The organism is Ruminococcus sp. YE71 (assembly GCF_900119155.1).
Taxonomy (GTDB): Bacteria; Bacillota; Clostridia; order Oscillospirales; family Ruminococcaceae; genus YE71.
Genome location: NZ_FPIR01000006.1, coordinates 34,665 through 60,992, shown reverse-complemented (window position 1 = coordinate 60,992; position 26,328 = coordinate 34,665). Strand labels below are relative to the sequence as shown.

General features: G+C 52.5%; 21 protein-coding genes. 15 read left to right on the top strand and 6 right to left on the bottom strand.

Features of this window, described 5'->3' with window-relative positions:
* Positions 1-33: 33 nt before the first annotated feature.
* Together BT142_RS07190 and BT142_RS07185 are read left to right on the top strand one after the other, a co-directional pair.
* On the top strand, positions 34-1,617 hold the full coding sequence (locus tag BT142_RS07190; RefSeq protein WP_072417534.1) for an MBL fold metallo-hydrolase RNA specificity domain-containing protein: 1,584 nt from the start codon (positions 34-36) through the stop codon (positions 1,615-1,617).
* Positions 1,618-1,634: 17 nt separating this feature from the next.
* Positions 1,635-2,561 carry a uridine kinase family protein gene (locus BT142_RS07185; protein ID WP_072417533.1) on the top strand — a complete coding sequence of 309 codons (927 nt, stop codon included), beginning with the start codon at positions 1,635-1,637 and terminating at the stop codon, positions 2,559-2,561.
* A 60-nt stretch (positions 2,562-2,621) separates the two neighbouring features.
* Here BT142_RS07185 and BT142_RS07180 read toward each other — a convergent pair whose 3' ends face one another.
* Positions 2,622-3,218 (bottom strand): rubrerythrin family protein, encoded by a 597-nt coding sequence (locus BT142_RS07180; protein ID WP_072417532.1) that lies wholly within the window; start codon positions 3,216-3,218, stop codon positions 2,622-2,624.
* Between the two features lie 28 nt (positions 3,219-3,246).
* A complete protein-coding gene (locus tag BT142_RS07175; protein WP_072417531.1) occupies positions 3,247-4,584 on the bottom strand; it encodes a PepSY1/2 domain-containing protein in 1,338 nt (445 codons plus the stop codon).
* Positions 4,585-4,762: 178 nt separating this feature from the next.
* On the opposite strand from BT142_RS07175, the gene BT142_RS07170 reads away from it, so the two are divergent.
* The 11 genes from BT142_RS07170 to BT142_RS07120 all read left to right on the top strand — a co-directional run bounded on the left by BT142_RS07170 (position 4,763) and on the right by BT142_RS07120 (position 16,407).
* Positions 4,763-5,905, top strand: coding sequence for a cysteine desulfurase family protein (locus BT142_RS07170; RefSeq protein ID WP_072417676.1), 1,143 nt, complete (start codon positions 4,763-4,765; stop codon positions 5,903-5,905).
* An 80-nt stretch (positions 5,906-5,985) separates the two neighbouring features.
* On the top strand, positions 5,986-7,179 hold the full coding sequence (gene thiI / locus BT142_RS07165; RefSeq protein WP_072417530.1) for a tRNA uracil 4-sulfurtransferase ThiI: 1,194 nt from the start codon (positions 5,986-5,988) through the stop codon (positions 7,177-7,179).
* A gap of 441 nt (positions 7,180-7,620) precedes the next feature.
* Entirely contained in the window at positions 7,621-8,202 is a 582-nt protein-coding gene (locus BT142_RS07160) for a CinA family protein (RefSeq protein ID WP_347497643.1), read from the top strand.
* A gap of 8 nt (positions 8,203-8,210) precedes the next feature.
* Complete coding sequence (locus BT142_RS07155; protein WP_242871941.1) at positions 8,211-9,272, top strand: class B sortase; 1,062 nt, start codon at positions 8,211-8,213, stop codon at positions 9,270-9,272.
* A gap of 92 nt (positions 9,273-9,364) precedes the next feature.
* Positions 9,365-10,531, top strand: coding sequence for a cell wall hydrolase (locus BT142_RS07150; protein WP_072417527.1), 1,167 nt, complete (start codon positions 9,365-9,367; stop codon positions 10,529-10,531).
* Positions 10,532-10,706: 175 nt separating this feature from the next.
* Positions 10,707-12,041 carry a SpoIID/LytB domain-containing protein gene (locus BT142_RS07145; protein WP_072417526.1) on the top strand — a complete coding sequence of 445 codons (1,335 nt, stop codon included), beginning with the start codon at positions 10,707-10,709 and terminating at the stop codon, positions 12,039-12,041.
* A gap of 41 nt (positions 12,042-12,082) precedes the next feature.
* Positions 12,083-12,649, top strand: coding sequence for a zinc ribbon domain-containing protein (locus tag BT142_RS07140; protein WP_072417525.1), 567 nt, complete (start codon positions 12,083-12,085; stop codon positions 12,647-12,649).
* A gap of 91 nt (positions 12,650-12,740) precedes the next feature.
* Positions 12,741-13,358, top strand: a complete 618-nt coding sequence (locus tag BT142_RS07135) for a Maf family protein (RefSeq protein WP_072417524.1) — start codon at positions 12,741-12,743, stop codon at positions 13,356-13,358.
* Positions 13,345-14,211, top strand: coding sequence for a DNA-processing protein DprA (dprA, locus tag BT142_RS07130; protein WP_072417523.1), 867 nt, complete (start codon positions 13,345-13,347; stop codon positions 14,209-14,211). The genes BT142_RS07135 and dprA overlap by 14 nt, the downstream gene beginning before the upstream one ends.
* A gap of 178 nt (positions 14,212-14,389) precedes the next feature.
* The gene (gene gap / locus BT142_RS07125) at positions 14,390-15,427 is read left to right on the top strand and encodes a type I glyceraldehyde-3-phosphate dehydrogenase (protein ID WP_072417522.1); all 1,038 of its coding nucleotides are present in this window, start codon (positions 14,390-14,392) and stop codon (positions 15,425-15,427) included.
* A 131-nt stretch (positions 15,428-15,558) separates the two neighbouring features.
* Positions 15,559-16,407, top strand: coding sequence for a hypothetical protein (locus tag BT142_RS07120; protein WP_072417521.1), 849 nt, complete (start codon positions 15,559-15,561; stop codon positions 16,405-16,407).
* A 53-nt stretch (positions 16,408-16,460) separates the two neighbouring features.
* Here BT142_RS07120 and BT142_RS19020 read toward each other — a convergent pair whose 3' ends face one another.
* On the bottom strand, positions 16,461-16,670 hold the full coding sequence (locus BT142_RS19020; RefSeq protein WP_175444909.1) for a putative Se/S carrier protein: 210 nt from the start codon (positions 16,668-16,670) through the stop codon (positions 16,461-16,463).
* Between the two features lie 385 nt (positions 16,671-17,055).
* Here BT142_RS19020 and BT142_RS07110 point away from each other — a divergent pair, with 385 nt between their 5' ends.
* Complete coding sequence (locus tag BT142_RS07110; protein ID WP_072417519.1) at positions 17,056-20,772, top strand: hybrid sensor histidine kinase/response regulator; 3,717 nt, start codon at positions 17,056-17,058, stop codon at positions 20,770-20,772.
* 21 nt (positions 20,773-20,793) lie between these two features.
* Entirely contained in the window at positions 20,794-22,218 is a 1,425-nt protein-coding gene (locus tag BT142_RS07105) for an HD domain-containing phosphohydrolase (protein ID WP_072417518.1), read from the top strand.
* A 41-nt stretch (positions 22,219-22,259) separates the two neighbouring features.
* On the opposite strand, the gene BT142_RS07100 is transcribed toward BT142_RS07105, so the two are convergent.
* The 3 genes from BT142_RS07100 to BT142_RS07090 form a co-directional block, all read right to left on the bottom strand.
* Positions 22,260-23,033 (bottom strand): helix-turn-helix domain-containing protein, encoded by a 774-nt coding sequence (locus tag BT142_RS07100; protein ID WP_072417517.1) that lies wholly within the window; start codon positions 23,031-23,033, stop codon positions 22,260-22,262.
* A 155-nt stretch (positions 23,034-23,188) separates the two neighbouring features.
* The gene (locus BT142_RS07095) at positions 23,189-25,057 is read right to left on the bottom strand and encodes a L,D-transpeptidase family protein (RefSeq protein ID WP_072417516.1); all 1,869 of its coding nucleotides are present in this window, start codon (positions 25,055-25,057) and stop codon (positions 23,189-23,191) included.
* Positions 25,058-25,116: 59 nt separating this feature from the next.
* Positions 25,117-26,202: a hypothetical protein gene (locus tag BT142_RS07090; RefSeq protein ID WP_072417515.1), complete on the bottom strand. Its 1,086-nt coding sequence runs from the start codon at positions 26,200-26,202 to the stop codon at positions 25,117-25,119.
* Positions 26,203-26,328: the final 126 nt, after the last annotated feature.

The window sequence follows — 26,328 nt, the reverse complement described above, 5'->3', positions numbered from 1 at the left end:
GAGAGGTAACTCTCTCGGAAAGGCGATGATGTTATGAAACTGACTTTTATCGGTGCGACACATGAGGTCACCGGAAGCTGCACCTTCATCGAGGCGTGCGGGAAGAAATTCCTCGTGGATTTCGGTATGGAACAGGGCATAAACGTTTATGAGAACGACCAGATCCCCTGTGCTCCGTCGGAGATAGACTTCGTGCTGCTGACGCACGCTCATATAGATCACTCCGGACTGCTGCCGCTGCTTTGCGCAGGCGGCTTCGCAGGGAAGATACACTGCCAGAAAGCGACCGCGAACCTTTGTTCGATAATGCTCCGCGATTCGGCGCACATACAGGAGTTTGAAGCCGAGTGGCGCAGCCGTAAGGGCAAGCGTAAGGGCGTCAAGGAAGTGACGCCGCTCTACACGATGGCTGACGCGGAAAAGGCTATCGAGGCACTCTGCCCTCACGCCTACGAGGATGAGACCGAGCTTTCGGAGGGCATCCGCGTGATGTTCCGCGACGCGGGACATCTGCTGGGGTCGTCGGGGATAAAACTGACCCTGACCGAGGACGGCGAGACGCGGACGATAGTGTTCTCGGGCGACATCGGCAACGAACACATCCCGCTGATTCGTGAGCCGCAGTACTTCGAGAAGGCAGACTATGCAGTGATGGAATCGACCTACGGCAACAGGCTGCACGACAAGCCGAGTGACTACGCCGAAGCGCTGGCGAAGGTGGTCGATGAAACGCTCGGGAACGGCGGAAACGTTGTGATACCGTCGTTTGCGGTGGGCAGGACTCAGGAACTGCTCTACCATTTCAGGCAGATCAAGCAGGAGATGCTGGTGACCAGCGTGCCCGATTTCGACGTGTACGTGGACTCGCCCCTCGCCATCGAAGCCACCGCCATTTTCAACCGCAACGAGGATTCCTGCTACGACGAGGAGGCGCTCAGGTACGTCACCGCAGGGGTCAACCCCATCAGCTTCAACGGTCTGAAGATCGCGGTCACCAGCGACGAATCGCGAGCCATCAACTTCGACAAGAAGCCGAAGGTCATCATCTCGGCGAGCGGTATGTGCGAGGCAGGCCGCATCAAGCACCACCTCAAGCACAACCTCTGGCGGCGTGAGTGCCTTGTGCTGTTCGTGGGCTATCAGGCGGTCGGCACTCTTGGCCGCAAGCTGATCGAGGGAGCGCGGACTGTCAAGCTCTTCGGTGAGGACATCGCGGTGGGTGCGACCATCATGCAACTGCCCGGAATGAGCGGTCACGCCGACAAAAACGGGCTCGACCGCTGGATCAGTGCCATCGGCGGTTTGCAGCACGTCATCGTGAACCACGGCGAGGACACGGTCATGGAGGAATACGCCGCGCATCTTCGTGAGGAGATGGGTCTGACGGTCGATTGCCCGTACAGCGGCGCGACCCTCGACCTGCTGACCAATGAGTTCGTCAACGCCGAGCCGAGACCTGCCGCCAAGACTGCCTTCGAGAGCACGCCTTACCTGCGGCTGAAAGCGGCGGCGGACAGACTGCAAAAACTGATCGCGAGATCGTCGGGTCTGAGTAACAAGGAACTCGCTCAGATGACCGACACATTGAACAACCTCTGCGCCAAATGGGAGCAGTGAGATAGGAGCACAATTTCATGAGAATAATCCACTACAGTGAGATAAATGCGGCTGCCCGCGACCCGAAAGGGTTCGTGGAGGAATGCTGCTACGAATATGACCAAAAATGCAAGGACGCTGCCGAAAAGATCGCGGCGCATCTGAAGGAACACCCGATAATCCTGCTTGCGGGGCCCAGCGGCTCGGGCAAGACGACCACCGCCCTCAAGGTCGAGGGCTATCTTGACAAAATGGGGCTTGAGACCCACACGGTGTCGATGGACAACTACTTCCTGCCGAAGGATCAGATAAAGATCTATGATGAAAATAATCAGATCGACTATGAGTCTCCGCATCGGATCGATATTGCGCTTTTGCAGGAGCATATGCGCGCTCTTGCAAAATGCGAGACGGTGAATGTTCCGGGGTTTGATTTTAAGGAACAGGACAGGATCGAGGGCTACGAGCTGAAACGCCGCAAGGGTGAGCTGGTGCTTTTTGAAGGCATCCATGCGCTGAATCCCGAGGTCACGGGCTATGACGACATCTCGACCTGTATGTATGTGAGCGTAAGAACGAGGATACAGCTCCCGAACGGCGAGCTTGTTCACCCCGAGCTTATCCGTGCGATGCGCCGTATCATCCGCGACAGAAACTTCCGCGGACGCAAGCCTACGGAAACGCTCGATATGTTTAATAGCGTGCAGAGAGGTGAAAATCTTTATATAGCACCGTTCAAGCAGCGTGCGCATATACAGTTTGATACTTTCCACGCGTTTGAACCGAGTCTGTACAGAAACTACATCATTGATGACTTTGCAGAGCTGAAAAACAGCTATGACGGGTATAAACGCTTTGCACCGATAAGCGAACTGATAAATGTGCTTGACCCGATACCTGATGATATCATGCCGAAGGATTCGCTGGTAAGAGAGTTCATTGGCGGAAGCTCTTTGAAATATTAAGATAATATTATTATAAAAAAGTCCCCTTCGAGTTATGCTTGAAGGGAACTTTTTGTACGCTTACAAACCCCAGCCCGACATTGAAAGGCGGATATAGTAACCGCGGTCGGCGCTGCAAACGGGACATTTCTCGGGAACGGAGTCGCTTTCGAGGATATAGCCGCAGTTCATGCAGATCCAACGCTCGGGCTGTTCGGATGAATAGAGCCTGCCGTTTTGGTAAAGTTCGATGAAGGTGCGGAACCGTTCGGCGTGCGAACGCTCGATCGAAGCGATGTTTTCAATGCTCTGTGCGATCTCGGAAAAGCCTTCTTCACGGGCTTTGGCGGCAAAAGACGGGTAGATGTCGTTTGCTTCGCGAAGTTCGTTTTGCAGGCTGTCAGATAACAACTTGCAGATATCACTGCCTGTGACGACGGGGTAGTCGGCTGTAAACTCGCAATCAGAAATGTTCTGCTGTTTCAGATAGTTATAGAAAACCTCGGCGTGCTCCTTCTCCTGTGCGGACGTGAATTTGAAAAGCATACCAATAACGAAATCTTTCTGAGCGTCACAAAGCTGTTTGGCAAACGAGTATCTCAGGTGAGCCTGACATTCCCCTGCGAATGCTCGCATAAGGTTCTGTTTTGTAATAGAAGTACTGAAATCTGTACTCATAAATTCACCTCATTTTTGATTAATATTATTATATTGTCAACGTTCCGTTTTCACTTTCAAGCAGGATCAGAATCTGCTCTTCTTTGCCGGTACGGACGTTGAAATAGACAAGGACATTTCGTCCCTCGTCGGTTTTACACTTGTACTCGTAGCAATAGGCTTCCTTTCCGCCTTCGAGCGGAATGAGCGCCTTGCAGCTCGAAACGCATTTGAGGTACGGTGACAGCAGCTGCTTGCAGGCGGCAACTGACATGGTCTTTTCTGGGAACTGCCTGCGGGTGTGATTTGTCAGATATCCGTCGGCTTCGAGGCCAAGAATCTCGCCGTTGTCGAGTGCGGCTGTGACCTTTATCAGGTCGGTGTAGCAGACGATGTCGTCGATCGTATAGGCAAAATTTACTGTGACTGTGTTTCCTGAACGCTCGTAGTAAGTCACTTTCATATTGCTATATCCGCACTCTTTCAGGTACTCGGAACACTTCTCAATCGCATCGTTCAGAGATAGCTCACTGCTATTCGGCTGTCTTGACTTAACAAAATATGAAACATAACCACCTTGCAGAGTCACAGCACAGCTTACGGTTCCGTCTGTATCGGAAAATATCCATGCGGGCATATTCCCGTCGCGATTGTAGATCACTGTCAGATCGTTTGAAGAAACCCCGACGGCTGATGACGCTATCTGAAGCGCCTTTTTCTTAGATATCGTATCGGCACTCTTTGTCATTTCGGGCTGCTTTTCCATGATGTGGTCAGAAAATGGACCGTCATAGATGAGTCTTGGGTAAGATGTGAAACCCTTCTCGTAGTCTGTGAAGCTTTCAGCGACGTCAGCGGATTCGATCTCCATATAGTTATCTGAAATTTCATCAAACGACGCCTCGCCGCATGAGATCTCTTTTTCAAGCTTCCATAGATCGTCTGAAAGTTTGACTGCAAACTTGTGGAGCTTCTTCAAATTATTATAGTATTCTTTATCGGGTTCCTGACCGTAGGCGCTTTTATCGGCGGCGGCTCGCGCGTAGTTGCCGACCTGAGACAGGAACTTGTTGGTCTTCTCAAGATTGAGCTGAGTCACGGGAAGGCGCGACATCGCGAGCTTGGCATTAGACGCTTCGTTGAACAGTTTATTCGCGAGGGCTGCCTGCTGTTCGGCGGTACCTGCGTAAAGCTGTTTTTCGAGAGTTGAGTTGATGTTGTCAGCGGCGACTGCGAGGTCCTCGAGCGCCCGAAGGTAGCTGTTTGTTATGAAGGTCTGCTTGGCTTTGTTTTCACGCATCAGTGAGATGTTGCGCGTCATCAATATCGCGAGCGCGGTTATTCCGTACAGCATTATGCGGATCAATGTTCTTTTTCTGAATTTCATATGCTTATATATCCTTTCTTGTTATATGTGCAAAAACTTGGTCAAATGTTAATATCTGTACATAAAAACGTATCGCAAATATATTATTGTTCGTTTACTAAAAATTATTCCAAAGTAACGCTTTTTGTTCACAAAAATGTGATAAAATAAAATGATAATCTTCGGAAAGGGGCAGAACATGATCTATTTTGACAATGCGGCGACAACTGCGCCGATCGAACAAGTTAAAAAGGCGGTCGCCGAGGCGATGGAGGATTTCGGAAACCCGTCCTCGCTTCACGGTCTCGGGCTGACTGCTCAGCAGAAAGTCTCTTACGCCCGCAAGATCATTTCGGGAGCGCTTGGTGTGACGGATCAAGAGCTTTTCTTCACTTCGGGGGCGACAGAATCGAATAATACCGCAATTTTCGGCGCCGCAAATTCGCTCGGCAAACGCAAGCCGAAGATCGTTGTCTCCTCTGTCGAGCACCCTTCGGTCGCCGAGCCTTGCAGTGTGCTCGAAGAACGCGGCTTCGAGGTCGTTAGAGTCCATCCGCGGGAGAACGAGCACGGCGAACGTGTGTTCTTTGCCGAGGATTTCGTCCGCGAGGTGGATGACAGGACCTGCCTGGTCACGATGATGCTCTGCAACAATGAGACGGGTGCGGTCCTGCCTGTTGCCGAGGTTTTCCGCCGCGTCAAGAAACTTCATCCCGACACCCTGACCCACTGTGACGCGGTTCAGGCTTTTATGAAGCTGCCTGTCAAGGCGAAAAAGCTGAACGCCGACATGATCTCGGTCAGCGGTCATAAGGTCCATGCGCTCAAGGGCATCGGCGGGCTGTACGTGCGAAAAGGCGTGCACCTTCCGTCGCTGGTGTTCGGCGGCGGTCAGGAAAGGGGATTCCGCTCGGGTACCGAGAGCGTTCCGCTGATTGCGGCGTTCGGCGCGGCTGTCGAGCAACTGTCCGCAAATTTGGACGAAAGATACAAACACGTCAGCGAGCTGTCATCTTATCTCCGCAGTCAGATCGCCGAAGCTCACCCGAACATCCTGTTCAATTCGCCCGACGGCGCTTCGCCCTACGTCAACAGCATCGCTGTCAAGTGGCTTCGCTCGGAAGTTCTTCTCCACTACCTCGAAAAGCGCGAAATATACGTGTCAAGTGGTTCTGCTTGCTCGAAGGGAAAGAAAAGTTCGGTGCTCGGCGAGTTCGGAGTGCCCGATGAGCTTGCAGATTCAACGCTCAGGATAAGCTTCTCATATATGAATCAAGTAAATGAGGTTAACACACTTCTTGCCGCTCTCGACGACGCGGGCAGGGAACTTGTCAGCAAATAAAGCAGGAGAACAAATGTTCTGTACTATATATAATATATAAGGCGACATACATCGACAATTTCTTGAAAGGAACTCAGATAATGAAAGAGATCATACTTTGTAAATTCGGCGAGATCGCGCTGAAGGGTCTGAACAAGTCCACCTTCGAGAGCGTGCTCGTCAAGAACGTTAAAAGACGTCTGCGCAGGTATGGCAGCTTCGAGCTCTGGAGAGCACAGTCCACGCTGTACGTTTACCCCAATTCCGAGGATACCGATATGGATGAGGTGCTCGAAGAGCTGAAGCACGTTTTCGGCATCGTGAAGCTCTGCCGAGCGCTGGAGGTCGAGAAGTCGATGGAGTCTATACTCCGCGACCCGATCGAGTACCTGACCGACGCCCTCGAAGACGCGAAAACCTTTAAGGTCGAGGCAAAGCGTGCTGACAAGCAGTTTCCTGCGAAGTCCCCCGAGATCTGCGCCGAGCTGGGCGGAAAGCTCCTTGAAAAGTTCCCGCACCTGACCGTTGACGTGAAGAATCCCGATGTGCTGGTCATGGTCGAGATCCGCGAAAAGCACGCCTTCGTTCACGCGCAGAACATCGACGGTGCAGGCGGTCTGCCCATCGGAACCAGCGGACGCGGTATGCTCCTGCTGTCGGGCGGTATCGACTCGCCTGTTGCAGGCTACATGATGGCAAAGCGCGGCGTTCAGCTTCAGGCGATACACTTTGAAGCGCCGCCCTACACCTCCGAGCGCGCGAGACTCAAGGTCGAGAAACTCGCCGAGGAGATCTCGGCTTACTGCGGCGACATCGCTTTCCACTGCGTGCCCTTCACCGACATTCAGGTGGCGATCCGCGACAACTGCCCCGAGGAACTGTTCACGATAATCATGCGCCGTCTGATGATGGAAATCGCTCAACGCATCTGCGAGCGCGAGACCTGCTCCTGCCTTATCACGGGCGAGAGCATGGGACAGGTGGCGAGTCAGACAATGGGTGCGATCGTCTGCACCGACGCGGCCTGCCGTATGCCCGTGTTCCGTCCCTGCATCGGACTTGACAAATCCGAGATCGTAAAGATCGCGCGCGACATCGGCACCTTCGACACGTCGATACTCCCTTACGAGGACTGCTGCACGGTATTCACGCCGAAGCACCCGAAGACCAAGCCGCAGCTTGACGATGTTGTGAAGGCTCAGACCTCTTTCGATTTCGAGCCGATGATCGCAAAAGCCGTTGAAAATACGCAGTTTAAGCTGTTCAGATGCGGCGAAGAAACTGTAAACCTGTAAGGCTTTACAGTACAAAAATAGCGACATTTCACCGCTTTTTTGCCATAATTCGGCAGCGGGTCTTTTTTAGGACAGAATAACGAAAAAATGTCTCTGACAAGTCTATGTACTTTACGAACGGGCATTTTTGGACAGTTCTTTCTGTCGCAAATTCTGTACAATTACAGCCGGTTACAGAGAAATGACAACCGTATCAAACTGTAACTTTTTCATCCCGTTCTTTGCACATATGTGTAAAAAAACGTACAGCTGACGCTTGATAAAAAACATCTTCTTTTTGCGGTATTCCGTGGGTTTCCGACATTTTTCGAGGATGTCAAGTAAAATGCAAAAATGTTACGCGAGTATTACGTTTCACCGTGTACGAGCATTTGGACAGATGATATTATGGTTAAAATTCCTAATTAAATTCATAGAATGACCTGATTTGGTCGTTTTTGTATGTGCATAATTCCCATAAAGTTTGAGGGCAGTTTTATGAATTTTTACGAAGATAACAAATCGGTAACAAAAAGTATTGACAGCGCAGCGGCTTGTGTTGTAAAATATATGACAGAACACGGGCTTAGTCTGTCCTGCGCGGAAAGCTGCACGGGCGGAGCGCTTGCGGCAGCCGTTACTTCGGTGGCGGGGGCGTCGGCGGTATTCCTCGGCGGTGCGGTGACATACACCGAGGAGATGAAGATGAAGCTCGTGGGTGTAAGGCGTGAGACGCTTGAACGGTTCACCGTGTATTCCGCGGAGACCGCCGCTGAGATGAGCGAGGGCGTGAGGGAACTCACAGGCTCCGACTTCGGCATCGGGATAACGGGGATCGCAGGACCCTCGGGCGGCACTGACGAAAAGCCCGTCGGGACCGTCTACGTTTCGGTGAGCGGAAAGAACGGCACTGTTACCCGTGACCTTGCACTGTATAAAGAATATGAAAAGTTAGACAGAAGAAGTATCCGTGAGCTGACAGTTCTTAAAAGCCTTGAAATGCTTGAGGATGAATTTAAGAAAGAAGAAAGGAACGGTAACTGAATATGTCTATGACTAACGAAACCCTCGGACTTGAGAAGCAGAGAGATAATTCAAATTTCTTCGTCAGGTTCTTCAAGTACTTCGTTCCCTGGAAGGGCGACGGAGCTGGCGAGGTCATAAGAAAGATAATCTTCGTTGGTTCTATCGTACTGTTTTGCAGCTCGATAAACCAGCTGACGGATTTCCTTGAGACCGATAAGGAAACTCTTGAGTACTCGGCTCAGATACAGTCACTTGAACCCGATTTTTCCGATGAGGTGAACATCGTCGGTGCGAAGACGGGCGGAAAGGACGGTTCCGATGCTCCCGAGGCTCAGAAGAGACAAGTCCAGGAATGGGCGAAGGACTTGCAGAAAAGAAACAAAGAGGTCGTGGGCTGGATAAAGATCCCGGGCTTCTGCAATTCGGACGGCAAGGAATACATAAACTTCCCCGTACTTCAGCATGAGGACAACGACTGGTACCTCACACACAACATTGACAATCAGCCTTACGAGTCGGGCAGCATTTACGCCGACTACCTTATCCCGATAAACGCGGACGGTCAGGCTGACAATATCACGATCTACGGACACCATATGAGAAAGCTCGGTACCTCCTTCACACATCTGGCAGAGTATAAGAGCGGCATCAAATTTCTCAGAAAACATCCGATAATCGAATTCAACACCATCTACGAGAGCAATCAGGAATATGCGATAATCAGCTGCTTCGTGGCTGCTATCAACGAGTCGCAGGACAACGGTCATCTCTTCGATTACTGGCGCTACCGCAACTTCGACGACGGCGACTACAAGTTCAGCACATGGCTCGATAACATCGCGAAGGCTTCCTGGTACTCGGTAGACATCCAGTGCGACCCCGAAGACGATTATATCACCCTCTCGACCTGCTCAAATGAGGTCGCGAATATGAGATGGGTAATAATCGCCAAGAAGCTCGACGAGGATGACGATAAGGAAGCGGTCATCGCCTCCTATCAGGACAAGAAAGATAAGGATATCTACTTCCCGCAGGTGTGGAGAAACGTCTGGGGAAACAGCAGAAAGTATCTCGGCTGGGCTTACTGATAAAGCCAAAAGGTACTTGAATTTTTTTAGTCCGTGTGTTCACGGCACGGATAATGACGGTCTGACCGTCGGAAAGGTAATGTGATACTGAAATGAAGCAGGAAAACTTCAACGAATCGCTTAAAGAGAATAATGACGAACGTGAGGTCACTTTCGTAAAGAGAGCAGGCAGCGTTCTGGGACTGGGAGCTGCGGCTGTTGTTGCAGTCGGCGCTGTGGGCGTCTATGCGATGCTCGGCGGACGCGCTATCCCCACCAATATCGAAAACAAGGCTCTGCCCAAGTTCTCGGTAACTCAGACTGCTGCGGAGCAGTCCTCCGTCATCACCGAAGAGACCGCTCAGACTTCCTCACAGGCTGCCGAAACATGGCGCAAGGCTGGCATCGACGAGTACGACCTCGTTGTAGAGACCGTCAAGGCAACAAAGAGCAGCGCAGGCGCTGCGGTCAAGAAGGCTGCGGCTGTTTCAAAGTCTAAGACCACTACTTCGGCTGCTAAGACTACTCTCAGGACTTCTTCCACCACAAAGAGCGAGACTACAGTTTCCAACAAGATAGAGACTGCGGCAGCTAAGACTACCACCGCTGCCGAGACCACTACCACAACAGCAGCTCAGACCGAGCCCGCTACCGTGGAAGTGACCGACGAGATAAAGAGCTGCGGCGTTAAGACCATGTACACCTCCGAGGGCGTTAACCTCAGAGAGCAGCCTTCCCTCAGCGGTGATGTCCTCAGAGTGCTCGGCACAGGTTCCGAGGTCATCGTTACAGGCTACAACAGCGACTGGTACAGGATCAAGGCTGACGGCGAGACAGGCTACTGCCTCAAGAAGTATCTCACCGATACAAAGCCCGAGGACGAAAAGAAGGTAACTAATCCCACCGTTGACTACACCGAGACAGAGTTCGATATGCTCTGCTATGTTCTTCAGGGTGAGGTCGGCAACTGCTCCGAGGCGAGCAAGATCGCGGTGGCAAACGTGATTCTCAACCGCGTAAAGTCCCCCCTCTTCCCCAACAGCATCTCCGAGGTGCTCACTTCTCCCGGACAGTTCGACGCTATCTACGGCTACTACAACGGCACCACCGTTCCGAACGAGAACACCATCGAGTGCGCTAAGCGTGCCCTTGGCGGTGAGGACAACTCCAACGGAGCTGTTTACTACTACGCTCCCGCTTACTGTGGAAGCTCTACTGCGGCTTGGTTCGAGACGCTGACATTCTGCACCGAGATCGACGGACAGAGATATTTTAAGTAAAGTTATGTCGTTCGGCGTATTACACATGATGCGTCGGACGATGTTGTGTAAAATAATGAAAAGTCAGGGCAGCAGTTTTATCTCCTTGACTTTTCGGTGTTTTATGGTATAATGAAAATTAGGCGTTGGATAAGCTTTTTCGTATCCGACTGCGGACGATCATTGAGGATTTATCATGAAAAAAACTGCAAAAAGAGTTCTGACTTCTGTGGGTTCTGTCGTGCTGGGCGCAGGTCTGATAGCCGTTGGCGGAAAGTATGTGTTTACTCCCTCCGCACCTCAGCAGATAGCACATAATGAGCCGATACCTTCCCTGCATATCCGCTCTGCCGATATGCAGCTTGGCTCCGTAATGGCTGAACACGCTGTGGACAGCGTGGGTTCTGTGTCTGTGACAACGCTCAGCGCCGCGGATCTTCAGCTCCCTAAGGGAAGCTCGGGGACTAAGGCGTCTCTTGACGATTACAAGATGCTCATCAAGATCGACAAGAAAAAGACTCAGGCTGAAAAGGACGCGGAGAAGGCGGGAAGAACTTCCGCGGCTGCCGAAATGAACGGCGCTGTACCCGCAAGGTCCATGAAGAGCAAGGGCACACAGACAGGTCTCGCAAAGGGCGAGGCTTTCGATAAGGTCTATGAGAACTGCTCGACAGAGATCTATGATCCGAAGCCCGAACCGCTCAATCTGACGGCTACAAGAAGTGTCAAGAATGAATATTTTACAGTCCATGACATCATTTCGGGCAGCACTGTAACCATGAACGCCCACGAGATGCTCTGCCGTATCGTGAACAACGAGATCGGCGGCGAATGGAACGAGGAAGCTATCAAGGCTCAGATCGTTGCGGCTTACTCTTTCCTGCGGTATAACGACACTATCGGTCTGACTCCCGAGGTCGGGCTCAAGTCGGATTACAACAGCAAGATCGAGAAATGCGTTTCCGCTGTCGAGGGACAGGCTGTTTTCTACGATAACAAGATCATCAACGCCGTATACTCTGCTTCGACGGCAGGCTACACGGTCGAGAGCGAGCGCATCTGGGACGTTTATTACCCGTACCTCAGAGCGGTAGTCAGCGAATACGACTACGAAGACCCGAACTACGGACTGGAGTACTCCTTCAGCTACGACGAGTGCAAGTCGATCATCGCGACGGCTTTCGGCATCAGCCTTTCGGACAACTACGACAACTGGTTCGTGATGGATGATATCTACAGCGGCAGATACGTCGGTTACATCACCCTCGACGGACAGAAGCGCGTTCCTGCAAGAGAGATACAGGACGCTTTCGATATGACCTCTCAGGCGTTCACCGTGAGCGTGAGCGACGGCAAGGTAGTGTTCCACACCTTCGGATGGGGTCACGGCGTCGGAATGTCACAGTGGGGCGCCTGCTACTATGCGGAGCATGGTTTTACTTACGATCAGATCCTGAGACATTATTATCTCAATACGACAGTCGCACTCTCGAAGGAAAGCTCAAAAGCGGTCGCGAGAGGTCAGGGCTGACAGAACGATGATGATGTCTGCAAAAAATGAGGCGATGAATCATGTCGATAATGGATAAGATCACGTCGGGAGCGAATTCGATATCGAATTCGGTCAGAAAGACGGGAGAAACTGCAAAGATAAACAACGAGATCACGCAGAACAAGCGTGAAGCCGACAAGCTTTACATGAAGCTCGGAATGCTTCTCAAGGAAGCAAAAAACGGCAGCTTCGGGATAGATGAGGCTGACGAGATCTCGGCTAAGATCGACGCGCTTTTTGAAAGAAACGCCGATCTTGAAAAGGAGCTTGTGGCTATACGAGGGAACAGGTTCTGCGTGAACTGCAACGCTGAGATATCCGCGGATTCGCTGTTCTGCCCCGAGTGCGGCACTCGCAACGAGATACCGAAGCCGACCGAGCCGAAAGTCGTTCGCGTGAATGTTGTGAAGAGCGCCGAAGAGACAGCGGCAGCCGAAGAGGTCAAGCCCGTTGAGGAGACTGCGCAGCAGGAAGAACAGGCTCAGCCCGCTCCCGAGCCGACCGAGAAGGTCTGCCCGAGCTGCGGCAGCAAAGAAGCACCCGAAGCGGTTTTCTGCTCGGAGTGCGGAACGAGATTATCGGATTGAAAATAAGGGACTGCTCAGGCAGTCCTTTTTTGAACTTGACGGGCTGACGGCTCTGTCAAGTTCGGACGGTTTACATATCAGGAGGATGGCTATGTCGGTTTTGGTAAGAGAACTTTTGAAGGGAAAACGCGTGGTGCTGGGTTCGCAGAGCCCGAGACGCAGGGAACTTCTGCACCTGCTCACGGACGATTTCGAGGTGCAGCCTTCACAATGCGAGGAGATAGTGCCCGAGGGGGTGCCTGCGGTCGAGGTGCCGATCTGCCTTGCGGAGCAGAAGTGCCGCGACGTCGTGAGCCGCTGTCAGCCCGACGATAACACCATCGTCATCGGATGTGACACGGTCGTGATACTCCGCGACGAGATCCTCGGTAAGCCGAAGGACGAGGAGGACGCTTTCAGGATGCTGTCCTCGCTGTGCGCCGAGACTCATCAGGTGGTGAGCGGTCTCTGCGTCTGGTACAAGGGCAGGTACCACACTTCGTATGACGACGCGTGGGTGACCTTCAGCGCTCACACCGACGAGGAGCTGCGCTACTACATCTCAACAGGCGAGCCGATGGACAAGGCGGGCGCATACGGCATTCAGGAGCTGGGCGGTCTGCTGGCTTCAAATGTTGACGGCGATTACAACAGCATCGTCGGTCTGCCCGTGAATGAACTTTCCACCGTTATCTGTTCGATACTCGGGGACGAAAATGGAGACCCGTGACTGGCTTCGGGCGGCGATAGCTTTCGGCGCAGGAAACGGCAAACTCTGGGAATACATCCGTCCCGATGAGCCCGATGAGTGTATCAGAAGACTGTTAAGTGATGAGACTTTACAGTATGATAGTTATGTTCGTAAGTATAAATCTGTGTCAAACGAACAACTTGACAGTATCTTTGACATCTGCGAAAGGCACGGGATAACTGTGACGACCATCGACTCCGAGGATTATCCGTATGATCTGCGGTTCCTTGATGCGCCGCCTGCGGTGCTTTTTGCGAAAGGGGACATCGGGGTTCTGAACAGGTTCGTTTCGGCGGCGATAGTCGGTTCGAGGGACTGCACAAGGTACGGCGCGGCGATGGCGGCTATCTTTGCGCGGGCGTTCGCCGCTCAGAACGTCTGCACCGTCAGCGGTTCGGCAGTCGGTATCGACACGGCGGCGCACGATTCGGCACTGGCGTCGGGAGGGTACACGGCGGCATTCCTCGGCTGCGGACTGCTTTGCGACTACCCGAAAGGTTCGCTCGCGCTGAGAAAACGCATCGCCGAAAAAGGCGTGGTCGTCTCGGAATATCTGCCTACGGCGCTGCCCGCGAAGGAGAACTTCAAGGTGCGCAACCGCCTTATCGCGGGCGTGTCAGACTGCGTACTGGTGGCTGAGGCAGGCATCCCAAGCGGTGCGCTGAACACGGCTTCGCTGGCGGCTGAGATGGGGAAGGAAGTGTTCGTGATACCGCCTTCCGACCTGACGGACAAGCATTTCTGGGGACAGTCGGAGCTGCTTGCGGAGGGCGCATCCATCGCACTTTCGCCCGAAAGCGTCCTCGAATATCTCAGACAGGTCAACGGCTGATGTTTACACAGAATGAACGCAGTGTAAATAAAATGTAAATTGACAATTTTATCACAAATTTCACGGAATAAGGGCTTGAAAAAAAAATCGAGTTGTAGTATAATGGTAATGTGGAGCGCGGCAGATGTTGTGCCGACGCATCCGGATTCCTTAAATACTTTTAGGAGGTTGACTTAATATGTCAGTTAAAGTTGCTATCAATGGTTTTGGCCGCATCGGTCGTCTCGCATTCAGACAGATGTTTGGTGCTGAGGGTTACGAGGTCGTAGCTATCAACGATCTTACCAAGCCCTCCATGCTCGCAGATCTTCTCAAGTACGATACCGCTCAGGGCGGCTACTGCGGCAAGATCGGTGAGAATCTTCACACCGTAGAGGCTGACGACGAGGCTAACACCATCACTGTAGACGGCAAGACCCTTCAGATCTATGCTAAGGCTAACGCTGCTGAGCTTCCTTGGGGTGAGATCGGCGTTGACGTTGTTCTCGAGTGCACCGGTTTCTATTGCTCTAAGGAGAAGAGCCAGGCTCACATCGACGCAGGCGCTAAGAAGGTCGTTATCTCTGCTCCCGCAGGCAAGGACCTCAAGACCATCGTATTCTCTGTAAACGAGAACACCCTGACCGCTGATGACAAGATCATCTCGGCTGCTTCCTGCACCACCAACTGCCTCGCTCCTATGGCTAAGGCTCTTAACGACTATGCTCCTATCCAGAGCGGTATCATGAGCACCATCCACGCTTACACCGGCGACCAGATGATCCTCGATGGTCCTCACAGAAAGGGCGACCTCAGAAGAGCAAGAGCTGGCGCTGCTAACATCGTTCCTAACAGCACCGGTGCTGCTAAGGCTATCGGCCTCGTTATCCCCGAACTGAACGGCAAGCTCATCGGCTCCGCTCAGAGAGTTCCTGTTCCGACCGGTTCCACCACTATCCTTACCGCTGTTGTAAAGGGTACTGACGTTACCGCTGAGGGCATCAACGCTGCTATGAAGGCTGCTGCTTCCGAGAGCTTCGGTTACAACACCGATCCTATCGTTTCTTCTGACGTTATCGGCATGAGATACGGTTCTCTCTTCGATGCAACCCAGACCATGGTTTCCAAGATCGCTGACGATCTGTTCGAGGTTCAGGTTGTTTCCTGGTACGACAACGAGAACAGCTACACCAGCCAGATGGTTAGAACCATCAAGTACTTCGCTGAGCTGGGCTAATCAAATAGCTTAAATCGCAAGTTAAACAATATGAGCGTCTCTGCTTTTGGGCAGGGACGCTTTTTTGTTGACATTGTCAGGTCGAGGGTGATATAATAGTATCAGACAAAAGAACAAAAGGGAGCGGTAGAATGAAAAATGCACTTAAAGCGATATTTCGGTGGATAGGACTTGTGGTGCTTGCGTTAGTTATCGGAGTTGTACTGATACTTGCTGTCATGTTCGCTATTTCCGAAAAGCAGGATCGGGCAGATAAGCAAAAGCTCGAAAGCCTGAAAACAGAGATCACCGACAGCGGCGAGCTTCGCATCATTAACAACGGAACAAGTTCCGCAGGCGACCGCGGCGAATACAGGCTCACCGTTTCGGGCGTGATCGAGGAAAGCAGGAGACACGCTGCATCTCACTACAACGAGCTACGCTTTGGCTGGGATTTCAGGGCGGTCTCGGCAGGGGAGACGTATATCCTCGTCGATCTGCTCGGTGGCGGCGACTATTATTACGGCGCGGATATCTATCGGGTCATGGTCGATGACCAGCTGAATATCGCCTATGAGATGCACCATTCAAAGCACCTGTCCTACAATGGCAATAAGATAAAATATGATCGCTATTTTGACAGCGCACAGTTCACCTCGGGCGGTGTGACTTATGATATCGGCAAAAATGCCGTCAACGATATGTTCGGGCTGTGCTTTGGCAGCGTTTTAGACCTGACGAAGGACAGCGGCGTGTTTCTTTCGCCTGAAAGCCCCGAGCTTGAGGACATGGACAGGCTTGAGATACACGATCTTTACAGACCCGAGGACATGATCTTCAGGGAGCTTCCCGAGCCGTATCTGACCACCGACAAGGTGTACTTCGACAGGGAAAACAGGCGGCTGTATGTACTGCGTGACGATATAAGCAGCTGCGACTGGTACAAGATCGGCCTTGACAGCTGCATCACCATCGAAATGCTCGAAACGGCACTTCGCTGAGGATCGAATGAATAAGACCCGCCCGAAAGTCTCCCTTCGGACGGGTCCGCTTTTCAGGTGTAGACCGATTTGAATTTGATGCCGTTCTCGGCGAGTATCCGCGTGATACGGTCGGCGTTCCCGTCCGTCTCCAGCGAGTAGCCGCACCCGCTGCCGACATTCTTCGGCGTCGGGACTATCCGCACTCGGATGCCTTTTTTCCCGAGCAGCTTCTGCGCCTTCACAGCATACGTTATCGAGGTCATCCCAATCAGTTGCTTCATAAGCCGCTCCGTTCTTTCTGCCTGAGCCGTGTTGCTCTTTTCCATTATATGCTGCATACCCTCTTTTTTGTGCGCTTTTTTCTGGGGGAAGAACCCCCTTCCAAAGACTTTTGATATTGTTGGCAGTTTGTTGCGGAGGGGAAGATAGACTCTCTCCATTTCAAGAGATGAACATTTGTAGGACGTGGGCTTGCTCCCGTCGCTTTTTTATGCTTTGAGAACGCCGCAGCAAAGGCGGGGTCTCCGCCAATTAGTTCAGAACTCACTTCCGTAGAAAATGAGTTACATTTTTTTAATAAACTCTTGATTATTTTGTCCTAATGTGATATAATATTATAAGATATGTTGTACCTGTAGATATCTCGTTTGCGGAGGTGGTTTCCTCTTGGTTAAAAAGGGACGTGATTTTCTTATCGTGCTTATCGTCGGGATAATTCTGTTCGTATCAGCGACAGCCGAGATAATGCTCGTATACCGTGTGACCACTCAGCAGACGGTTGAGTCAGGCGCAAACAGGCTCGAAGCCATCAGCGGCGAGCTTGAAGACAGCATTTCCGACGCGAGGAGCACAGCCCTTGAGCTTTCGATTGAGGTCCAGATGTACCTCAACGACAAGAACGAGCTTGAAAAATTCATCAGGCGCAGAAAGACCGAACTTCTCGAAGAGACCAACGAGATATGTTTCAACACCTACATCGGCGCTCCCGACTGGTACATAATCCCCGATTTTAACGAGCCCGAGGGCGGTTTTGATGTCACGAAGCGTGCGTGGTATGTGGGCGCAGTCAGAAACGGCGGTACCCCCTACGTCACCGACCCGTATGTTGACGCGCTGACGGGCGGTTTCTGTTATTCGGTGGCGGTCATGCTGCCCGACCGAAGAACTGTCGTCGCCATCGACTTCAAGATGGACGCGATTCAGCAGCACATCTCACAGATGTACCACGACGACGAGCGAAACGCCGTTATCGTGACTCAGGAAGGCATAATCGCAGGCTGCACCGATGAATCCCTCATCGGCAAAAGTCTCGTTTACGAGATGCCCGATTACGCAGGCATTTTCTCTCTTGCGAAGAGTTCAGACGGCAGCGTGCATATCAAGCGCCGCGGTGAGAACCTTTTTGCGGCGTCGTCCGACTTCGGCTGGTACCTTATCGTGAACGAGAGCAATATGTCGCTGTACAAAAATCTGTACGTTCAGCTTCTCGCGATAACGGTGCTGTCGCTCACAGTTTACGTTGTGATAATCGTGCTTTTCATACGCTCCGACCGCACCGCGAAAAAGGCGGCGGAAGCGCTGAAATACAAGGAAGAGTTCATATCGAACGTCACGGCAGAGCTGCAAGTTCCCATACGCTCGATACTGAAAAGCTCATCCGACCCGAACATTTCCGACCCCGATGAATTCGCCGACAGGCTCACGGGGATAAAGGAACAGGCGGGAAAACTCTCACACATGATAGGCGAGATGCTGTCATATCAGTCGATCGTCAGGACGGAAAAGCTCGACACACCTCTGAGCAACAGCTCGGGTCTGAAAGTCAACAGACATTTCAGGACTATCATCGTTATCATACTCGTGGCGGTCATGGCGGTCAGCCTTTATACGAACGTCAACGCCGTCTACAGCTGGGGAGAATCGCGGCTGCAAAACGAGGTGGCGAGCTGTGAGTATCAGCTGGGCGAGTGGATAAACACCCAGAAGAGCATACTCGATATGTTCTGCTCGATTTTCTCGACTCACCCCGAAATGCTGGACGATTACGAGGGCACGGTCGTGTATCTCGATGAGATAACAAAGCAGTTCCCCGAAATTTCGGTGAGCTACATGACCAATCCCGACCTTGAACATACCGTCTACATGAACAACGGCTGGGAGCCCGATGAAGACTGGCACGTTGAAGACCGCGACTGGTACAAGGAGCTCATGGCTTCGGACAAGGACTGGAGCATTTCCTCGCCATACTATGACGAGCAGACGGGTCTTTACTGCGTGACTTTCTGCGAGAAGGTCTACGACGCCAGAACGGGCGAGTTTCTCGGGAATTTCGGCATAGATTTCTATATGGACAAGCTGGTGGATATCCTCGGCAAGTCGAACACCGATACGGGTTACGCCTTCCTTGCCGACGCAAGCGGCGACATCATCAACCATCCCTTCGGCAGATACCAGATGACCGAGAATATCAAGACCAACGTCAACGAACTGAACTACAACAAGGTGCAGCCCGACGGTCACACCGTCAGGATAATCAAGGACTACGACGGCAGTCTGAAAGCGCTCATCGCCACCACGAGCGACAGCTCAAGGTTCTCGGTGTACGTTGTCAGCAGCCTGTGGATGATATACGGCAGCACGATATTATACGTGCTCGTCTGCGCATCCGCTTTCGCATTCTGCATCATAATGATATATAAGCTGATGACCAACCTCATCGAGCTTCAGGAAAATGCGAACCTCAAACTGAAAGAGTCTGCGGACGCCGCTATCGCTGCCGACAAGGCGAAGAGCAGCTTCTTAGCGCAGATGTCCCATGAGATACGCACACCGATAAACGCTGTACTCGGCATGAACGAGATGATTCTCCGCGAATGCACCGACAGCGAGATACGCGAATATTCGCGGAATATTCAGAGCGCGGGCAGGACTCTGCTGGCGCTGATAAACAGCATCCTCGACTTCTCGAAGATAGAGGACGGCAAGATGGAGATAGTCCCTGCCGAATACGACACCGCCTTGATGATAAGCGACCTTGTGGCCGCTGTCTCGCCGAGGGCTTCGGCGAAGGGGCTTGCGCTGAGACTCAGGATAGACAGCAGCCTGCCGACTTCACTGATGGGCGACGACGTGCGTATCAAGCAGGTCATCTCGAACCTGCTGACCAATGCGGTCAAGTACACCGATTCGGGTTCCGTGACCCTCACCGTCAGGGCTGAGGAACGCACCGACGACAGCGTGAAGCTGTTCGTGGAGATCGCGGACACGGGCATCGGCATCAAAGAAGAGGATATCGACAAGCTCGAAGTCTCCTTCAGAAGGCTCGACATCAGGCGCAACAGGAATGTTGAGGGAACGGGTCTCGGTATGTCGATAGTCACGAAGCTGCTAAGGATGATGGACAGCGAACTGAATATCGAGAGTACCTACGGCAAGGGCTCGGCGTTCTCGTTCCTGCTGCCGCAGAAGATAGTCAGGGGCGAGCCTATGGGCGATTACCATAAGCGTGCCGCGAGCTTTGAGACAGAAGAGGAGGAAACGGGCTATCTCTACGCTCCCGATGCGAGAGTGCTCGTGACCGATGATAATGAGATGAACCGCAAGGTCGCGGCGGCGCTTATGAAGCTGCACGGCATCACGCCGAAACTCGCGGTGTCGGGCGAGGAGACGATTGAACTGCTCGGCAGAGAGAAGTTCGACATCGTGTTCCTCGACCACATGATGCCCGTGCTCGACGGCATCGACACGCTGAAGATACTTCGCGCAAGAGACCTTGTGGGCGACACGAAGATGATCTCACTGACCGCAAACGCGATAGTCGGTGCCCGTGAGAGCTACATCGACGCAGGCTTCGATGACTACCTTTCAAAGCCCATCGAGCCGAAACAGCTGGAGAAAATGCTTGCAAGGTATCTGCCCGCGGAACTCGTGAGCTATCATGAGCACCCGACAGAGAATGAGAACAGAACTGAGCAGGTGACGGATATGGAAGAGAAGAATATCAGCGCTTTTACCGATGAAGAACTCAGGCAGATTAGCGCGGTATGCCCCGAACTGAATGTCATCACGGGTCTCGGGTACTGTATGTGGGAACGCGATTTCTACATGGAGATGCTCGGCGAGTTCGCAAACGAGGAGCGCGCCGAAACGCTTGAAAAGTGCTTTGCGGAGAATGATATCCACGGCTACGGCGTGTCGGTTCACTCGATGAAGAGCGCCGCAAAGACCGTCGGGGCACTGGTGCTGTCGGAGAAGGCGAGAGTCCTCGAAACGGCGGCAAAGGCAGGAGACACGGAACGCATCAGACAGGAACACGCGGAGCTCATCGCGGCGTTCAGAGAAACTGCTGAGAACATACGCAAGATCATAGAGCAGTTTGGTTAATTTTCAGAGCGGAGGAAATATATGTATCGCATAGTAGTCACGGATGACGACATACTCAACAGAAAGGCGGCAGACCGCATTCTGAGCTTTAACGGGTACGAGGTCGTCTGCATCAGCTCGGGCGAAGAGCTGGTGGAATATATGAAATCAAATACTCCCGACCTGATACTGCTCGACGTTCACATGACGGGCATGGATGGTTTCGAGACGATGAGACAGCTCAAGAGCGGCAAGTACTCCCGAAGCGTGCCCGTTATCTTCCTGACGGCGGATGACGACGCCGAGACCGAGACGAAGGCTCTTGCGGCAGGCGCTATGGACTTCGTGGCAAAGCCCTTCGTGGCGACGGTGCTGCTGCTGAGGGTGCGCAATACCATCGAGCTTTTCAGACTGCAAAACGGTCTGAAAGAAGAGGTCAGGGAGAAAAACGATGAGGTCCTGCGTCAGCTTGAAAAGAACGAGCGGCTGTCCTTGCAGATAGTGCAGACCCTCGCAGGAACGATCGACGCGAAGGATACCTACACCAAGGGTCACTCGGCAAGAGTCGCGAAGTACGCGAAGGAGATAGCCAAGAGGTCGGGGATGTCCGCGAAGGCGTGCGAGGATATCTATATGATGGGTCTGCTGCACGACGTGGGCAAGATAGGCGTTCCCGATACCGTTATCAACAAGCCCTCGAAGCTCACGGAAGAGGAGTTCGAGCTGATAAAGTCTCATCCCGTGGTGGGCTACAACATTCTGAAGAACATAAGCGAGATGCCGAAGCTCGCCATCGGCGCAAGGTGGCATCACGAGCGTTACGACGGCAAGGGCTATCCCGACGGTCTGAAGGGTATGGAGATACCCGTTGAAGCAAGGATAATCGCGGTGGCTGACGCTTATGACGCTATGTCCTCGCGCAGAAGCTATCACGAGATGTTCGCGCAGGAATACATCAGGGGCGAGTTCATGAAGTGCAGGGGCACTCAGTTTGACCCCGCATTCGCCGAGATAATGCTCGAAATGATCGAGGAGGACAAGGATTACCGTATGTGTGAGGCTGCGTCCGAAGCGGACAACCCCGAGGATGATACCGTATTCGGATTCCTCTCGATGCTTGAAGCAGGCGGCATCGACACGGCGGTGGGCATGAAATACTGCATGAACGACGTGGAATTCTACAAGGAGATGCTGCATGAGTTCGTGTCCAACATCTCCGACCGTGAGGTAAGGCTGACGATAAGCATGGAAAACCGCGACATGGAAAAGTACCGCAATTACGTCCATTCGCTCAAAAGCGCGGCACTGACTGTCGGCGCGGTCAGACTCCACGACAAGGCGAAAGAACTTGAAGAAGCTGCCGTTGCACAGCGCAGCGACCTCGTCAGCATCGGCCACGAACTCCTCGTGTCCCTGATGCAGCAGGTAACAGGCGGCATCCTCATGTCGCTCGGTATGTACGAATAAAAAGCATGAGCGGCAGGGAAGTTGTCCCTGCCGCTGTTGTTTTATCTGACTATGCTTTTTTCAAACTCGTCATAGAGGTCGCCGCTCCCGTTGTAGAGCATTATGCCGCTGTGAAGATACGCCTTTGCGGTCTTGCCGCCGATGCTCACTTCCTCATCGTTGCCTGCCGTCACCTCGGCGCGGAAACGCTCGGCATCAGCGATATCGGTGTAGCCCGTGACTGCCGCGAATTCATCTCCGCCGACTCTGAATACGAACATATCCTTGCCGAGAGCCTTGTCGATGCGTCTGACGCAAGCCTTTATCACCTCGTCACCGAGTTCGCGGCTGAGCTGCTTGTTGATGTAGTCAAGATTCTTTATGTCGAAACAAACTATGTATGTGTCTTTCTTGTCGGTGAGCCTGTCGTAAAGCTCTGTAAGGTCAAATTTTATCCTCATATCAATACCTCCGTCCATGTAATGCTTGTTCATTTTCGGATATATGTCTGTAAAGCTGCGCGTTTTTACAAACTCTGAAGGATTCACGCCCCACAGTGAGCGAAACGCCCTTGTGAACGCTTCGTTCGAGCCGTAGCCGTACTTGACAGCCGTATCGAGAACGCCTGCCCCTGCCATAAGCTCTCTTGCCGCAAGGGTCAGTCTGCGTCTCTTGATGTAGGTCATCACGCCCGTGTGAGTGCAGTATTTCCACGTTTTTTGCAGTGCGGAGAGCGAGCAGCAGCTGTGCGCGGCTATGTCCTCCTGCGTTATTTTGTCACCGAGATGTGCCTCGATGTATTCAAGTGCGCTGACAAAAATGTAAAGATCCTTCATTTTATCCGCTCCTAAATAATTCTGAAAGTACTTTCTGATATAAGTATAACATATCCGCGCCGATCGTTCTTGACTTTCTGCGTAAATCTCACTCGGACTAAAAAAAAAGGGACGCTGTATTATTTTCAGCGTCCCGAAATATTTATGACCTGTCTTTACCAATACATTACAACGGGAGTGCCGATCTCGATGTTCTCGAAAACGTACTTCGCGGCATCAAAAGGCATATTGATGCATCCGTGCGAGCCGTTTACGGTGTAAGCGGAGCCGCCGAAGTAGCTGTGCCAGGTAGCGTCGTGCAGACCGATACCGAAGGTCGAGATATTGTTCCAGTAGGTAACGGGAGTTGTCCATGACTCGCCGTCGGTAGTCGAGCCTCTGAGCACCTTATCCTTTTCCTTGTACCAAATCTTATACACGCCGCCTGGGGTATTTCTTGCGGCGGTAGGCAGACCCGAAACGATGTCGCACTCATACTTTTTCTTACCGTTCTTATAGTACCAGAAGTGCTGTTTTTCGAGGTCTATCTCGCAGTAGGTGTCACCGATATCCGATGTAGGAGTTCTGTCGCAATTGCAGGTATATTCGTAACCCGTGCTCGGATTCTTGTAGTAGTACGGCTTAACGGTAGCCGAGATGCCGTCCTTTACGAGCTCTGCGAGCAGTGTGGCGGTCTTGTCGCGGTCTATCCACCAGCCGTAGTCGCCCTCGCCCTGTTCGACGGTAATATCGCCGCGGGTTGTGGAATGGAAGGCGCGTTCTTTGCCGTAGCTGTCGTATTTAGTGCCGAGCTGTTCGACGTACTGCATGACCTTTTCCTCGTCAACAGTCCAGCCGTCGAGGGGATTTTCGGTCTGGAAGGTGATCCAGTTGATGCACTCCGAACCGTCGAGACGTTCGGTGGTGTAGCCGAAATCGAAAGTGAACTGCACGTCATAGAGGGCGTCGAGAGTCGAAAGCTGTTCTCTGAGGTCGGCCTCTCTGACCTTCGGAAGCTCGTAGCAGTTGCAGTTTGACAGGTCGATGGAGTACTTGCCTCTGTCGAGGAAGCCCTGTATATAGTCGTAGAGTGCCTGCACCTTGTCTGCGTCGATGCTGGTGCCGACTACCTCGGGCACGATCTGGAAACCGCTGGTAGTCTTTTCGATATAGGCGTTTTTGGAAGTATTCTTCGATTTGACGTTGACGATCTTGTTCTCCACTTCCTGATAGAATTTCTTCTCATCAAAAGTGAACTCGATGTTGAAGTTGTACACCGATTTCTGGGTCTTGGCCTTGAACCAGCCGTTGTGATCCTGATCGTTATAGAGGTTCTCGACGCTCTTGTCGATATTGTCGGTGCCGCCTATGTCCTTGAGGGCTATGCGGACGTCTGTCCCGTCGGGACGGGTGAGAGTGATAACGTCGGGTGAATCGCCTGTCTGACGAACCTCTTCTGCGGCTTCCTCGGGGGTCATGCCGCTGACGTTGGCGCCGTTGATCGAGGTGTTCTCAAGGAACCTGCCCTCATACTTGGCCTTGCCCTGCGTGAACCAGAAAAGACCGCCTGCGCCTGCGCCCACCAGCATTATAGCTGCGGTTATGCCTGCCGCCGCGAGACGTCTTGCGTTCTGCTTCTTGCGCTTTTTTGCGAGTTCCTGCTGAGCGCGTCTGCGGTCGGCAGCGGAGCGGCTGTTCTTGCTGCCGTTCCTGTGCTGAGGCTGTTTCTGCTGCTGAGGAGGTCTGCGTCTCTGACCGCCCTGACCGCCGCTGTTTGCGCCGCTTTGCTGACGGTGCGGCTGTGCGGAGCTGCGCGGAGGGGGAGTTCTGTACACCTCGTCGTAGTAGGTGTCGTCATATCCGAAGTCGTTGTTATCGGTGAACTTCGGGGCGGCGCTGAAATCGGGGTATTTCGGCAGTCTGCCTGCAACGGATGAGACATCCGCGAACCGCATCTCTGCGTTGCTGCGCTGAGCGGCAGCACCCTGTATCTTCCTCGCCAGCTCTTCTTTCGAGAGCTTCTGCGACTTGTTTTCTTCGCTCATTGGTCTATCTATCTCCAATCAAAAACTGAAATCCTTTATCTTTTGTCTGTTATGTTGTCTTATTTGACTGCCCCTGCCGTCCAGGAGACCAGGTCTGTGAACGTCCTAGGGTTCATGACGGTGAAGTACATATCGGGGAAAGCCGCATTTGCCGCGTCCGATTTGTCGGGCGCAAGCTCTGTGAAGCAGTAGCCGTCGGGGGAAATAGTGCGCACCCATCGGCTGCCCTCAGCAAGTCCGCCCTCTATCCTGATGTAATCCGAGCCCGAAGCCTTGCCTGGGGCGTCGGTGCGTTCCTCCGAACCGAAGGAGCTTATCAGCGTTTCGAGGTCGTCGTATTCGTCGGGGTCGGTAATGTAGCATTCGCAGTAGTCCTCGCCGATCCTCAGCTCGACCTTTGCGTACTCGGCCTCACAGACGGTCAGATTGCAGAACCTGTCGAAGGCGAGGTAATACAGCCCTCTGCCGTTCCACGCCTTGTATACCGTCTCGTAATCCTCAGACGTGTCCAGCGACTTCAGGTCAGTCTCCTCGTAGCCTATCCACTTGCTTTCGTAGAGGATGTTGCCGTCGAGAGTCACGACGTAGTGCTGAGTGTCGTACATATCCTCTTCGCCGCCCGTCAGCGGTTCAAAGGCTATCCTGTTCTTGTCGAAGGATACCTTTTCCTCTTTGATGCCGCCGTTGACGGTCCTGAAATATTTTGTTGTATTATCGCTGTATTTCACGCTTATCATGTCGGGCGAAACAGCGGTTATCTTCTTCACTCTGTCGGAATTGATGAGCTCACTGCCCCTCTGATCCAGCAGACCGAAGCCCTTGTCGTCCTTGAAGATGTAGTAGCTCCCGTTGAAGCAGGCCGTGCATTTATACCCGTTGAACGGCTGTTTTTCGGGCTCAACGATGAGCGACGCCGCGTCGAAGGTCGTGAACACGACGTTTCTGAGCACGTCAGCCTTTGTCAGTCCTTTCAGCGATTCGGGAAACTCGGCGTGTTTTTCGTTCATCCTCACGCTGCTGTCCTTGCTCGACTTACTGGAGTCGGGCGAAAGGCCGCGGCTCTCATTTCCGCCGCCCGAACCTTTCGAGCAGGCAGTGAGCAGCACTGCCGCCGACAGTATAGCGGCTGTTTTTTTCAGTATCATAGCTTCCTCTTTTTTTATTCTGTCAAGATGATATGATTTTATACGCTATTACATTATAACCCATCTGCACTTTTTTTGCAAGGGTTTTTGGCTTTTTTCATCATATTATGAAAAAAGGCTCACATT

Excerpts from the sequence above, each read along its gene's own strand:
- BT142_RS07100 (WP_072417517.1), bottom strand. The coding sequence starts at position 23,033 with ATGAAGGATCTTTACATTTTTGTCAGCGCACTTGAATACATCGAGGCA.
- BT142_RS07180 (WP_072417532.1), bottom strand. The coding sequence starts at position 3,218 with ATGAGTACAGATTTCAGTACTTCTATTACAAAACAGAACCTTATGCGA.
- gap (WP_072417522.1), top strand. The coding sequence starts at position 14,390 with ATGTCAGTTAAAGTTGCTATCAATGGTTTTGGCCGCATCGGTCGTCTC.
- BT142_RS07135 (WP_072417524.1), top strand. The coding sequence starts at position 12,741 with ATGTCGGTTTTGGTAAGAGAACTTTTGAAGGGAAAACGCGTGGTGCTG.
- dprA (WP_072417523.1), top strand. The coding sequence starts at position 13,345 with ATGGAGACCCGTGACTGGCTTCGGGCGGCGATAGCTTTCGGCGCAGGA.
- BT142_RS07150 (WP_072417527.1), top strand. The coding sequence starts at position 9,365 with ATGAAGCAGGAAAACTTCAACGAATCGCTTAAAGAGAATAATGACGAA.
- BT142_RS07160 (WP_347497643.1), top strand. The coding sequence starts at position 7,621 with ATGTGCATAATTCCCATAAAGTTTGAGGGCAGTTTTATGAATTTTTAC.
- BT142_RS07170 (WP_072417676.1), top strand. The coding sequence starts at position 4,763 with ATGATCTATTTTGACAATGCGGCGACAACTGCGCCGATCGAACAAGTT.
- BT142_RS07120 (WP_072417521.1), top strand. The coding sequence starts at position 15,559 with ATGAAAAATGCACTTAAAGCGATATTTCGGTGGATAGGACTTGTGGTG.
- thiI (WP_072417530.1), top strand. The coding sequence starts at position 5,986 with ATGAAAGAGATCATACTTTGTAAATTCGGCGAGATCGCGCTGAAGGGT.
- BT142_RS19020 (WP_175444909.1), bottom strand. The coding sequence starts at position 16,670 with ATGAAGCAACTGATTGGGATGACCTCGATAACGTATGCTGTGAAGGCG.
- BT142_RS07145 (WP_072417526.1), top strand. The coding sequence starts at position 10,707 with ATGAAAAAAACTGCAAAAAGAGTTCTGACTTCTGTGGGTTCTGTCGTG.
- BT142_RS07185 (WP_072417533.1), top strand. The coding sequence starts at position 1,635 with ATGAGAATAATCCACTACAGTGAGATAAATGCGGCTGCCCGCGACCCG.
- BT142_RS07175 (WP_072417531.1), bottom strand. The coding sequence starts at position 4,584 with ATGAAATTCAGAAAAAGAACATTGATCCGCATAATGCTGTACGGAATA.
- BT142_RS07105 (WP_072417518.1), top strand. The coding sequence starts at position 20,794 with ATGTATCGCATAGTAGTCACGGATGACGACATACTCAACAGAAAGGCG.
- BT142_RS07190 (WP_072417534.1), top strand. The coding sequence starts at position 34 with ATGAAACTGACTTTTATCGGTGCGACACATGAGGTCACCGGAAGCTGC.
- BT142_RS07095 (WP_072417516.1), bottom strand. The coding sequence starts at position 25,057 with ATGAGCGAAGAAAACAAGTCGCAGAAGCTCTCGAAAGAAGAGCTGGCG.
- BT142_RS07140 (WP_072417525.1), top strand. The coding sequence starts at position 12,083 with ATGTCGATAATGGATAAGATCACGTCGGGAGCGAATTCGATATCGAAT.
- BT142_RS07090 (WP_072417515.1), bottom strand. The coding sequence starts at position 26,202 with ATGATACTGAAAAAAACAGCCGCTATACTGTCGGCGGCAGTGCTGCTC.
- BT142_RS07155 (WP_242871941.1), top strand. The coding sequence starts at position 8,211 with ATGACTAACGAAACCCTCGGACTTGAGAAGCAGAGAGATAATTCAAAT.